This window comes from Flavobacterium sp. 103, from assembly GCF_003096795.1.
GTDB lineage: Bacteria > Bacteroidota > Bacteroidia > Flavobacteriales > Flavobacteriaceae > Flavobacterium.
The window spans coordinates 1,821,601-1,834,303 of record NZ_QENX01000001.1 but is presented as its reverse complement, the minus strand read 5'-3'; the positions used below and the strand labels follow the sequence as shown (position 1 = coordinate 1,834,303).

General features: G+C 34.9%; 11 protein-coding genes. 5 read left to right on the top strand and 6 right to left on the bottom strand.

The genetic code is table 11. The features are described from left to right. Positions 1–197 precede the first annotated feature (197 nt). The 3 genes from C8C85_RS07400 to C8C85_RS07390 all read left to right on the top strand — a co-directional run bounded on the left by C8C85_RS07400 (position 198) and on the right by C8C85_RS07390 (position 3,783). Positions 198–779 carry a TIGR00730 family Rossman fold protein gene (locus C8C85_RS07400; protein ID WP_116796498.1) on the top strand — a complete coding sequence of 194 codons (582 nt, stop codon included), beginning with the start codon at positions 198–200 and terminating at the stop codon, positions 777–779. A 216-nt stretch (positions 780–995) separates the two neighbouring features. Continuing rightward, positions 996–1,733, top strand: coding sequence for a hypothetical protein (locus C8C85_RS07395; RefSeq protein WP_116796497.1), 738 nt, complete (start codon positions 996–998; stop codon positions 1,731–1,733). 505 nt (positions 1,734–2,238) lie between these two features. Further along, positions 2,239–3,783 carry a hypothetical protein gene (locus tag C8C85_RS07390; RefSeq protein WP_116796496.1) on the top strand — a complete coding sequence of 515 codons (1,545 nt, stop codon included), beginning with the start codon at positions 2,239–2,241 and terminating at the stop codon, positions 3,781–3,783. Positions 3,784–3,808: 25 nt separating this feature from the next. Here the strand turns inward: C8C85_RS07390 and C8C85_RS07385 are convergent, their stop codons facing one another. The 5 genes from C8C85_RS07385 to metG form a co-directional block, all read right to left on the bottom strand. Next, complete coding sequence (locus C8C85_RS07385; RefSeq protein WP_116796495.1) at positions 3,809–5,182, bottom strand: hypothetical protein; 1,374 nt, start codon at positions 5,180–5,182, stop codon at positions 3,809–3,811. 64 nt (positions 5,183–5,246) lie between these two features. After that, positions 5,247–5,876, bottom strand: coding sequence for a chloramphenicol acetyltransferase (locus C8C85_RS07380; RefSeq protein WP_116796494.1), 630 nt, complete (start codon positions 5,874–5,876; stop codon positions 5,247–5,249). 166 nt (positions 5,877–6,042) lie between these two features. Next, positions 6,043–7,299, bottom strand: a complete 1,257-nt coding sequence (locus C8C85_RS07375; RefSeq protein WP_116796493.1) for an OmpA family protein — start codon at positions 7,297–7,299, stop codon at positions 6,043–6,045. Positions 7,300–7,585: 286 nt separating this feature from the next. Further along, positions 7,586–8,272, bottom strand: a complete 687-nt coding sequence (locus tag C8C85_RS07370; protein WP_116796492.1) for an HAD family hydrolase — start codon at positions 8,270–8,272, stop codon at positions 7,586–7,588. An 83-nt stretch (positions 8,273–8,355) separates the two neighbouring features. Further along, on the bottom strand, positions 8,356–10,416 hold the full coding sequence (metG, locus tag C8C85_RS07365) for a methionine--tRNA ligase (protein ID WP_116796491.1): 2,061 nt from the start codon (positions 10,414–10,416) through the stop codon (positions 8,356–8,358). A 378-nt stretch (positions 10,417–10,794) separates the two neighbouring features. Here metG and C8C85_RS07360 point away from each other — a divergent pair, with 378 nt between their 5' ends. Next, positions 10,795–11,214 (top strand): lipocalin family protein, encoded by a 420-nt coding sequence (locus C8C85_RS07360; RefSeq protein WP_116796490.1) that lies wholly within the window; start codon positions 10,795–10,797, stop codon positions 11,212–11,214. Positions 11,215–11,332: 118 nt separating this feature from the next. Here C8C85_RS07360 and C8C85_RS07355 read toward each other — a convergent pair whose 3' ends face one another. Then, positions 11,333–12,217, bottom strand: a complete 885-nt coding sequence (locus C8C85_RS07355; protein ID WP_116796489.1) for a DUF1080 domain-containing protein — start codon at positions 12,215–12,217, stop codon at positions 11,333–11,335. A gap of 249 nt (positions 12,218–12,466) precedes the next feature. Here C8C85_RS07355 and C8C85_RS07350 point away from each other — a divergent pair, with 249 nt between their 5' ends. Continuing rightward, the gene (locus tag C8C85_RS07350; protein ID WP_111408501.1) at positions 12,467–12,694 is read left to right on the top strand and encodes a CDGSH iron-sulfur domain-containing protein; all 228 of its coding nucleotides are present in this window, start codon (positions 12,467–12,469) and stop codon (positions 12,692–12,694) included. Positions 12,695–12,703 lie beyond the last annotated feature (9 nt).

The window sequence follows — 12,703 nt, the reverse complement described above, 5'->3', positions numbered from 1 at the left end:
ACAAAATACTTTTGTCTTAAGATAATCTAGGGTATTTTTTAGTGTTCTTTTCGATTAAGTGTCGTTCATTAAAATTATCCTGGCCTTTGGGTTTCTCAATTCGAAATGATGTTTTAAAAATGGTAAATGCGTATATTTGGTTTTAATAATGGATACGATTTTTTATACTGCTCGCGACTGTTAAGAAAATTAAAAAAATGAAAAGAATAACTGTATTTTGTGGTTCCAGTTCAGGAACCGAAGCAATCTATACTGCACAAGCGACTTTGCTTGGGCAAACATTAGCTAAACGAAATATAGAATTAGTTTATGGCGGAGCCAATGTTGGACTTATGGGAGCCATTGCTGACGGCGTTTTGAACAATGGCGGAAAAGCAATCGGAGTATTGCCCAATTTTTTGAGGTCAAAAGAAATTGCCCACAAGCAGCTCACGGAACTGATTTTGGTGGATACCATGCACGAACGGAAAACCAAAATGAATGACCTTTGCGATGGCGTAATTGCACTGCCGGGTGGTTTTGGAACATTAGACGAACTTTTCGAAATGCTGACTTGGGGACAACTCGGACTGCATAAAAAACCAATTGGCATTTTAAACGTTGGAGGCTATTTTGATGCTTTAATTATTTTTACTCAAACAATGGTGGACAAAGGGCTTTTGAAAGAAGTAAATCAACAAATGCTTTTGGTAAGTGACACCATTGATGATCTTTTGGATAAAATGGAAAATTACGTTCCGCCAACAGTGGGGAAATGGATTGACAAGAAAGATATTTAAAGGCCGTTAATGAAAACTAAAGCAAACGAAAAAAATAATGCAGTGCATTTTATTGAGTTAGGTGAAATATTTATCGGAGATTTGCAGTGAAATTAAATTTCCTATCGTGGGTTTTTTGATTACATTTAAATTTTTAGAAATAGATTTTCAGAGTAAGGATGTACTAGTGGTTTTAAGAAACTGCAGACTCACAACAATTGATTCAAATCAATCAAAATGAAGAAAGATACCCATTCGACATATGCAATGTCAACAATTGAGGATTTCATTGCGCATAAACAAATAAAGGAAGCTGATTTATTACCCGATTCAGAATCGCGTTTGGATTCCATGGAAATGAAAGAAAGACCTATTTTGGATTCCAGTATTCCGTTTAGAGATTTGACTGATGCTGCAAGCAAGCGAGAAAGTATTGGTCGACTCATTGATAAACTGGATGTTGCCACAAATGTCAGGTATCAAAGAACAATAGAAGACACTTACTGTAATGTATATTCTTATGATTATTGCCATTTCTGCAAAGTGTATCTGCCTACCGTTTGGTGGACGGATGAATCCCTGGAAAAAGTATTAGAAGGAGAAGTCGTTGATGCTGTTTTTGAACAAACTGTTGATCGCATTTACTCTAGTGCCATCCACGATTGGTTTTTGGAATGGGGAGCCAATTTTGGATGGGAAAGGATGTTTACCGCTGAAGAAATTCAAAATAAAGTGAATGTCAATGGCGGTGTTGGAATAATTTGTGCCAAAAGAAAAGAAAAAGGACTCTCTGGGCATATCGTTCCTGTTGTTCCCGAAACTGATTTGCATCGAGCATACCGAGAGAATGGTAAAGTAGTGTATCCATTGCAATCACAAGCGGGTAAGGAGAATTATAACTACTTTTCGGAAGTCAGAAAAGACTGGTGGAATGATGAATTATATTCCTCTTATGTGTTTTATTACCACGAATAATTTAAAAAATTACTCTAACTACTCAAACATTTTGCATTATTATTGATTTTCAACGAATTAACCACTTGGAAATAAGATAATAATGAAGTACTTTTGCAACTTGGAAAAAACAAGGATAGCAAAAGTCACAATAAGGCTATTCATCTGCTTAAATTATTGATATAAAAGTGATTAATGACAATAGTAATTTTATAGCCCCCATATAAAATTTCACTTTTTATCAATCGTTCAGTCGATACAAGTGCAAATTTCTGAGACTGAAACCGCAATGAAGAAATTTTCTTCCAATAAAATAAAAAGCGGTTCCTGACAACCAAATTTTGAATATTATTTCAGAAGAAATAAATTCCTATAATTTAAAAAATAATAGAATGGATTTAACAATTTGTTTAATCCCTTAGAAGGATTGTCTCTGTTCTTTAATTTAACAGATAAAAGATTCCTATTTCCGAATAAAAAAAAGACTTTAAAAGATCAATTAACCATAAAAAGAAAATTAGTATAAATGAAAGAAAATCAGACAAAAAAATATTATTGGGGAATAGGATTAGAAAACGAAACCTACATGCAATTTGAAGAATCCCTAATAGTTTCTGGTGAGTTTATACAAGAAAAAATTGGTTTTGAGAAATACAGTATTGATTATAGAAAATGCTACAAACCAGAGAGCATCGCTCCTATGCTGAAAAAAGCTTTTGGCTTGAATGAAAACTACAAAGTGAGCCGAATGATCAATAGTCATTCGCTAGAAAAATTGGACATAAATTACCAGCACAAAACATTATCGGCAGTAAAATCATTAGCTGATAGTACCGAAACCGCTGAGGTAAATCCACAACCCCTTGAAAATCCTGAATATCTTGGAAAATCCATCATGGAACTTTTCCTTGAGGATCAACCATACAATATTCAGAGTATGATCACCCAAAGAAATAAAACGATGGGCTCGGTACATTTTGATGGAGATTCTATCGAATTTGTAACCAAGTATTTTGAAAATCGAACGATAGCCGATTCCTGTAAAGAGCTAAAAGCAACCAAAAAATTATTTCTTGACAAAATCAATGAGTCATCTGTATTAAACGGAAAATTAAGCTTTCCCGATTACAATAATGGTCTTAATATGTTTATGACCAATCAGGAAAACCTTGTTTTGTTTAATAACGGCACGTATCATTTTCATATTACGTTGCCTTCATTAACGGAAGACAGCAGAATTGTAGATTACAATGATTTTGATAAAACGCACTCCAACGCTATTTATTTGTTGCAATGGTTTGAACCTTTTTTTATAGCAACTCTTGGAAGCCCAGATATTATGGGAGTGATAAGTGATAAATACAGTTTGGACAAGAATTTCACTTTGGGTTCTATGCGTAATGCGATGTCTCGTTACATAGGCGTAGGAACTTATAACAAAGCAATGCCAAAAGGAAAAATTCTGACCTACAAAGTAGATGATTTTAGAAAACTGCTAAAGTTTGAAAAAGAAGAAAACATTTGGTGGCGCGACCAGATTGAAGTCGACATGGAATATGAATTGCTGTCGGAAGTGGGTCTTGATTTTAATCAGGAAAAAATGTACCAGAGCGGTTTTGAGTTCAGAAGCTTTGATGAATTTCCGGCTGAATACTTAAACGATGTTCTTTTTTCTATTATTTTGATATGTGAACATTCTCTGAATTTACCCGATGTTCAGTGGGGACATGACAGTGTGGTTTGGAATAACTTGGTTTTTAAAACTTTAAAAAACGGTTATTTAACCGAAATAAACGAAGTCGAAAAGAATGAAGTCCTAGATTTATTGCAAATAGTACAACCGTCAGACAGTGATTATAACACACTAAAAGCGGAATTTGAAGCCATTGTGATGCTGGATGAATTTTTCTTTAAAATATTGGCTGTTTTGCATGATAAATATAAAGACAACAATATTTGTTTGGATTCAATGTACGGTCAAAAAACAAGTTCTCCTCCAAAATGGGATAACTTCAACAAATACCAAACCGAAAGACATTTGCAACAAATAGGAGCTTTCTGCGAGAATTAGATCTTTTTATATAGGACTAAGTTTATTAAAATGAAGATTCAAATCCATCAATGAATTTACGCATCGTATATTGTTTGGCATACGTGTCATAATATCCCATAATATAATAGTTTTTGTAGCGGATAATGCTGGGTGTCGTGACTTCGGGATGTTCCTCTCTGAAACGGGAAATAAAATCGACGGCAAGAGGTTCCTGTTCTTGTTTGGTATGGTCCAGTTTTTTATCGAATGTACTTTCAAAATATATAGTTGTTGGGACATTACGGAAAGCTAAATTAGTGTTGTCTTGACCAACATCAGTAAATTGGATATCACCTGTTCCACCCAATGTAATCAAGATGGATTTTGGCGTTTTATAAACGGTTATACCTACTTCCAAATACACTAATTGATCCAAGAATTTGGCCGTGCTTTTTAACTCTTTTGGTCTGTCTCCTGCCAATTGTAACCACAAAGGCGAGCTTTTAAAAGGAATAGTTTCCGTTTTTGAAACGGGAATACTTTTGATGATTTCGCCTGATTTGTAATCTTTTATTTCAAACAGTAATTCTTCTTCATTGACTTTGAGTTGGTATATTTTGCTCTCGTGATAATAGGAATTGGAGAGGCTGACATAATTTTTCGTCGTGGTTTTAGAAATGTTTTTTTCCAAAATTTCAAAAGTTGCCAAGTCAATTTCGAAAGCTTGGGTTTCATTATCGTTATGGTCGAAAGTGAGAAGCAATTTGTTTTTTAGGACATACAATTTCGTTTTTTGAGTGCCTTTGAACAATGGATTGAACTGGTTCGTTTCTATTTTTTCAATGGGGCAAACTTCCAGAATTTGGCTAAAAGTTATAGCTTTATTTTTACTGTTTTTAAAATTAAAAGAACCGAAATCCAATGTTTTCTCTTCTTTTTTTCCGTTTTTAAAAACATACAATATCAATTTTTGTTCGAAGTGTTTTTGCGAAAGAATATAAAAAGTATTGTTTTCCTGAAATTGTGTGATAATGGTTTGATTGAAAAAAGGTAAGTCATAATTGAAAACAGCAACTGTAGCTTTAGTATTCAAATCATATTGGACGGCCAGTATTTTAGTAAAGTCGGGGGTGGACCAATAAAGTGTGGGGTTGCCTTCGTCATTAAAACTATATCCTGCCAAAACCTTGTAGGTGATTTCAGGTCTAGCCAAAGAATATTGATTGGTTAGGAACAACGCGCTATTGTATTTTAGGATTGTGAGTGTTTCTTTGTCGGAGGCAAATACAAAAACATCATGTGTAGCGGTATTTTCCGCATTTACAATTTGCTTATATTCTTTAGATTTTTTTAGTTCCAATGGAAATGTAGCCAATACCGTCTGACTAAAAAGAAAGTTACATTGGGTTAGAATCAAAAAAAGAATAAATTTTTTCATAAGTTCGTTACTTTCGGGATAAGATGTTTTTTAAAATGAATCCAAAATCTTATATCTAGTGAATTTATTGATTTATTGTTTCTTGAAAATAATCTACCATTTGGCCTACATGCATGGCGTCCATCAATCCGTGATGGGCGTGGATTGACATTGACATTTTTCTCTTTCCTTTTTTGGAGAGTGTCATTTTTCCAAAAGAAATTTTCGGACAGCTGTCTGGAAAAGTCATATTGCGGGCATGGGAAAGCGAAGTGAAATTCAGCCAAGGAATTGCCGAAAAGTGAATGACATTATCTTCTTTAAATTCTCGAGTGAATAATCCAGTTGTACCTTGAATGCGATTGATTTCTTTTGTCGCTGTTTGTTCAAAAATGGCATAATCAGGATGATATTCTATTAGGGAAAAACCAAAAGTACCATCTGCTCGACTTATGGTTGCCGATCCGTCTATGCGGTCATGAATGTAAATATGGGTGTTCTCAATTCGGTATTTGAAATTTTCAAAAGCATTTATAGCCATCAAAGTTTTGTGCAAATAATAAATGAAAAAGGACGTGCCCTGTGCTTTGGATGTTTCATACGCTTTGGTACAATCAATAGTCACGTTAACTCCAAAAAAAGGTTCTTGCATTTGTTTAAAGAAAAGGAAATGTTCTTTTCGATTCCAATTGTCTAGGTCTAAAAGTTTTTTCATTTTTTAGTATTTAGGGTGATCCAATTCTTTAGCGGTCTGAAGGTTTTAAAGGAATACGTTTGAATTTAAAAACCTAGCTAAAATACTAAATAAAAAGCATTTTAAGTAAAATAAAAAAGCCTCAAAAGAAATTTCCCTTGAGGCTTTTAGTACTAATTCAATTTATTTATTTTACTTTGAAAGTAACTCTTCTTACTAGTTTTCTAGCTCCATCTGAGTCTTTATCAACAGAGGAATCTTCACCTGCACCAACAATATTTAATCTTGAAGAATCGATTTTAGCTTTTACAAGAACATCTTTAACGCTGTTAGCTCGTGCGTTTGACAGTTTGTCGTTATAATCAGATCTACCAATTTCATCGGCGTGCCCAATAATGTCTACTGAAGCTGTTGGGTTGTTTCTTAAATAAGTTAGAATAAAGTCAATTCCTTCCGTAGAAACATTTGTAGGTTTTGATTTTGCAAAATCAAAATAAGTTGTAACATATCCTTCATTGATTAAGTTACGAATCAATTCGTTATTGCTCAATATAACAGTTTGATCTGCTTTTTTGCCATACGTTTTGTCAAAGTAACGTTCTATTTCATCGGGGATATTATTATTGTTCAAATCAACCGCTCTACCTTTGCTGTCTACCATTACACCCGAAATAGTGTTTGGTTCAACATCAAGATAATCGACCACTCCGTCACGGTCCGTATCTTGCATTTTAGTATCAATATCGTTCAATCGTTTATTGATCATGTCAAATTCGTTTTCGTTATCGACAACCCAGTCAGCATGTTTTGCATTAGAACCTAAATACACGGTCAAACCTACTGTACCATTGAAAAGAATTCCTGAAAAGCCTCTGTTTGCCGTTTGACTTGCCGCATCAAAAGTTCCGTCTTGACCAGCACTAAGAATGGTCGTGAAATCACCAGTTAGTGCTAGGCGATCAGATAATTTGATCTGACCAGTCACTCCAGCTAAAAAGTTACCTGTTCTGTCTTTAAATGAAGAATTCTGATCTTCTAATTGTGCTACACCAAAACCGGCATGACCTAATAAGCCAATAGTTTTTGTCCAAGTTTCAAAACTCATAATTCGCCCTAAATTAGCAACACCCTGTAATGCTACTCTGTAATATTTAGTGTCAAAATCAGCGGAATTGTCTCTTTCTTTAAAACTGTTATAGCCAAAATCAGCTTTCATACCGAATTTGTTATTGAACATGTATCGAATCCCTAAATCAGCAACAAAGGGGCTGGGAGTTGATGTAGAATAACCTAAAGTCATTGGTCTTTGTGGTTTGTTAACACCACCGGCTAGTTCAATCGACCATTTGTTGAAGTCGGTCTTTTCACTTTTTTCTGTTGCAGTTTGGGCACTCAATGTGGTCATACCAGAAGCAAAAACCAATGTCAATATAATTTTTTTCATAATTTCATAATTTAAATTCCCGACAAACCTACATTACAAAGTTTGTTGGGAAATTTTAACCCGTGAATTATGAAAGTATTCGTTTTAGTTCTGTAAAAAACAGCTTTTAAAACTATTTTTCAATAGTTATTCGTAAGATTTTAACCATAAAATACAAATGCAGTTTATTGTAAAATCAAAATTATTTCTAGGTAAAAAGGATATAATATGAGTTTTTTGCGACCAAATAGTTTCTAGGTTATCCCAATTATCTTTATTTCAATTTTCGATTTTGTTGGAGAATCTGTTAATCTAGTCTTTTTAAAACCTCTGTTATTTTTTCAAAGGCTTGAAAATTTTTGTGCTCTACTTTATGATCAATTTTCTCATGTGCCCAAGTGGTATGAAAAGGAATGTGAACGGCGTATCCGCCAATGGCCAAGACTGGTAACACATCCGATTTTAGGGAGTTTCCAATCATAAAAAACTCCTCGGGTTGTATCTCCAAACGTTTGATCAAATCCGAATAATCCACCTCTTGCTTGTCTGACATTACCTCGATATGGTGAAAATAATGTCCCAAACCGGAATTGTGCAGTTTTCGGCGTTGGTCCAATAAGTCGCCTTTGGTGGCAACCACCAATTTGTATTTTCCATGCAAAGCCTGCAAAGTTTCCTCGACACCATCAAGTAAAACGACTGGCTTTTCAAGCAATTCTTTCCCGTATTGAATGATTTTTTCAATAATTTCAATCGGAATGGTGTTGTTCGAAATTCGCATCGCCGCTTCAATCATCGAAAGAATATAGCCTTTGATTCCATAACCATACAATTTGAGATTGTCGATTTCAATTTTGAATAACTCCTTCGAAATTCCCTGATGCGACAAATAATCTTCCATCAAACCACAGAATTTTTTCTCGGTTTCATCAAAGTAGGTTTCGTTGATCCATAAGGTATCGTCGGCATCGAAGGCTATTACTTTTAGGTTCATGGTATTTGTTTTTTTAAACACAGATTTCACAAATTTTCACAAATTAATCTGTGAGAATTTGTGAAATCTGTGTTGCTCTTTTTCTAATTTATCGTCTCTCCATTCCCAACGCCATCAGCATCTGGATTTATGAAAACCAATTTTCCTTCAGCATTGGTAGTCATCAAAATCATTCCTTGACTTTCTACACCACGAAGGTTTCTTGGAGCCAAATTCACTAAGACAGTAACTCGTTTACCAATAATATCTTCCGGTTTAAAACTCTCGGCAATTCCAGAAACTATCGTGCGAACATCAATTCCGGTATCAACTTTCAAAATCAAAAGCTTGTTCGCTTTCGGCATTTTTTCAGCTTCAAGGATTGTTCCCACACGAATATCCATTTTGGCAAAATCCTCAAATTGGATTAAGTCTTTCTGTGGTTCTGCTTTTTTGTTCTCAGCAATATTTGCAGTTTTGGTTGCTTCCAACTTGTCTATTTGTTTTTGGATTTCCTCGTCTTCAATTTTGGAGAAAAGCAATTCAGCTTCCCCAATTTGGTGACCTGCAGGCAATAAATCAGATGTATCCGTTATTGTTTTCCATTTCAAAGGCGATTCAATCTTTAAGATTCTAGATAATTTTGTGGAGGTAAACGGCAAGAAAGGCTCACAAAGCGAACTCAAAGCAGCTGCAATTTGCAAGGCAACGTACATTTGGGTTTGTACTCTCGCTTCATCGGTTTTGATCATTTTCCAAGGCTCTTCGTCTGCCAAGTATTTATTTCCAAGTCTGGCTACATTCATCATTTCGCCAAGAGCTTCTCTAAATCTATATCTTTCCAATGAACTCGAAATCACGGCAGGATATGCTTTCAATTCAGTTAAAGTTTGTTCGTCAACTTCTGATAATTCATTCGGTTGAGGTACAATTCCGTTGTAATATTTATTGGTTAAAACAACCACACGATTGATGAAATTTCCATAAATCGCTACCAATTCATTGTTATTTCTCGCCTGAAAATCTTTCCACGTAAAATCGTTATCCTTAGTTTCTGGTGCGTTTGATGTTAATGCATAACGCAAAACATCTTGTTGGTTTGGAAATTCTTCCAAATATTCGTGCAACCAAACCGCCCAGTTTTTAGAAGTCGACAATTTGTTCCCTTCCAAATTTAAGAACTCATTAGCAGGCACATTGTCCGGCAAAATGTAGCTTCCTTCGGCTTTTAGCATCGCTGGGAAAATCACGCAGTGAAAAACAATATTGTCTTTCCCAATAAAGTGAACCAACTTTGTGTCTTGATCTTTCCAATACGGTTCCCACTCTTTTCCTTCGCGCAAAGCCCATTCTTTGGTAGAAGAAATGTAACCAATTGGTGCATCAAACCAGACGTATAATTTTTTTCCTTCGGCACCTTCTACCGGAACATCAATTCCCCAATCCAAGTCACGGGTTACAGCACGAGGCTCCAATCCGCCATCGATCCACGATTTTACTTGTCCGTAAACATTCGGTTTCCAGTCGTTTTTATGTCCAACGAGTATCCATTCATTCAAAAAGTCTGAATAACGATCCAAAGGCAAGAACCAGTGTTTTGTTGATTTCAAAATAGGAGTTTCTCCCGTAATGGTCGATTTTGGGTTGATTAAGTCGGTTGCATTTAGTGTAGATCCACATTTTTCGCATTGATCACCATAAGCTTCTTCATTACCGCATTTTGGGCAAGTTCCCACCACAAAACGGTCCGCCAAAAACTGATCGGCTTTGGCATCATACAATTGCTCGGTTACTTCTTCAATAAAATCTCCTTTATCATAAAGTGTTCTAAAAAATTCCGAAGCGGTATCGTGATGAATTTTTGCCGAAGTTCTAGAGTAATTGTCGAATGAAATTCCGAAATCAGAGAACGATTTTCTAATAATTCCATCGTATTTATCAATTACTTCCTGTGGCGTAATGCCTTCTTTTTTGGCTTTCATCGAAATGGCAACCCCGTGTTCATCGCTTCCGCAAACGAACAAAACGTCTCTTCCCTGTAAACGTAAATAACGGGAATAAATGTCCGAAGGCACGTAAACCCCCGCCAAATGCCCAATGTGTATAGGTCCGTTCGTATAAGGCAATGCCGCCGTAATGGTATATCTTTTTGGATTCTGTATCATATGTTGATATTGATTTTTTTATGGAGCATATGTAATTCGCTAATTAAGATTGGTGATTACAACCAATTTTTGGTACGCTCATTTCATAACTCAATTTTATTGAGTGCAAAAATAAGCAATAGAATTTTATTTGGAGCTATTTAGCTGCGCTGAATCTGTGATGTCCCACTATCCATTATAAATATGTTCACTGGACTCGGCTATGAATAGAAACCAGTTGGAGTATTTTTTTGCTTAAAAAAAAAAGAAAAGGATTTTTATTTTCTAGATGAGATTAGTAATTACTTAAGAATAATGAAAATACTATCAATAATTATATAACAGTTTTCAGGCACTCTAAAGTTAATTTAGCCATTATTAATTTTAAATAAATAAAGTATGAAAACTAAAAACATATTATTTGTATTAGCATTAAGTATCGGATTATTTGCAACGTCTTGTAATTCTAGTGATTCAAACGAAGGGGACACATTAGCTCCCTTAGAAGGGAAATGGAGTATTGTAAAAGTTGGTACCAATGTTAATGGGGTAGAAACATTAGCTGATCCGCCACAAAACACAGCAGGCTGCAACCATGATTTTATTGATCTAAAGATTAATAATACATTAATTTCAGGAGATTATGATTCTACTGTTAGTGCATGTGCATTAACAACTGTGTCAGGAACTTATTCCAAAGGAGATAGTAAAGTGACAATGGTTGTAAATGGTACAACCACAACTTATGACATCGTTAATCTTACACTTACTGAATTAAAGTTAAAGAATGGCAACGCTATCTCAGTTTACATCAGATAACTTATTTATTTAATTTATTGAGATTTAGTATAAAACGGAAATGATTTTTTAAAAGTCGTTTCCGTTTTTTTATGAATGATAATCAAAGCTAAAAAGGATCAGTACGATTTGTGCTTGCCTAAAATAGTTTTTCAAATTCAGTAGGCATTTTATTTATTGGTTTTATTTTGATGTCTTTGTAGTAAACTTCACCAGCTTCACTTTGCAATTGTATTTTTCCTTCGGTTAAAGGCTGAAATTTTTCACCATCAAAATAACGGGAATTCTGCAAAACCATGACCACTTTACCGTTGATGATGTGAAGACTTTTGCCTTCAAAACAAACCAACTCTATTTCTGTCCAACCATTATTTGGTGTTTCGGCTCTCATTTTTCGCATACAAAACCCAGTATTTTCAGTATGTGTTCCAAACGGAATAAATTGCTGACTTTCATCTGCCACGGCATTCATTCCACCTTCTGGAAGATAGGCTTTAATGTCAATTGCCGCATTTGCAATGTTCCAGTAATCACCAAAATGGCCTTCCATTATTTGAAATTCTTGCGATAACATCCAAGCGCGCCAGTAATCCACACCCGCTTTTCCTTGCGAATGATAGAGCACACCTGCATCCATAAGTTTATCGGTTCTGGGCTCCCATTTTTTAGTTCCAAATTTGACTTTTAGCTTCAAACGGTAGTTTTTGAAACTTTCTTTAGTAAAAACACAACCATAATATTCCCCAGTAACTTTAAGTACGGGTTCGTTGTTTTCCTGAATCACTGTAAACATATTGTTCACATTTTTATTGTAGCCAATAGGTAGGATTTCGTTCCCATTAGCATCTGTTGGAATTTTGCCGGAATAACCGTTCTGGTGTTTGTAACTTAGATACATATCCCATTTGCTAAGGTTGTTGTCCAGTAAATTTATCCAGCCATCTTCGGATGAGTACGTGATTTTAGTTGCAGAGGTCAGGCTAATAAGAAGTGCAAGTGCTATCAGTGTGGCGTATTTTTTCATATAATTGGTTGATAATTTGGATAGAGATGATTTCTCAAATCTACTAAATAAAGTCTCAGGCAGGTTATGCTTTTTATTCAAAATCAGATACCATTTCTACATTTTATCTCTCTGTCAAATGATTTGTCAAGCTGAGATTCCTTTTATTGATTGCTTTAGATTTAAATAGAATTAATGTAAACAATAGTTTTGAGTAATAAATCAGAATATATTTTGCAACCTTTGCTCCTCAAAAAACAAATCAATTTTATGAGCAAGACAAAACTAATCATTAATAAAAACGGATCTATAAAAATAGAAGGTGATTTCGAAATTATGGATCAAGAAGGAACTGTTTACGGGCTACAAGGAAGGTCTGCTTTAGGTCTTTGCCGTTGCGGATTATCGGCGAATAAGCCTTTTTGCGATGGAGGACACCGCAATAATTTCGAACACGATTCAAAAGCATTTGATTTGCCCCCAATGAAAACGAACTAAGAGATTCTG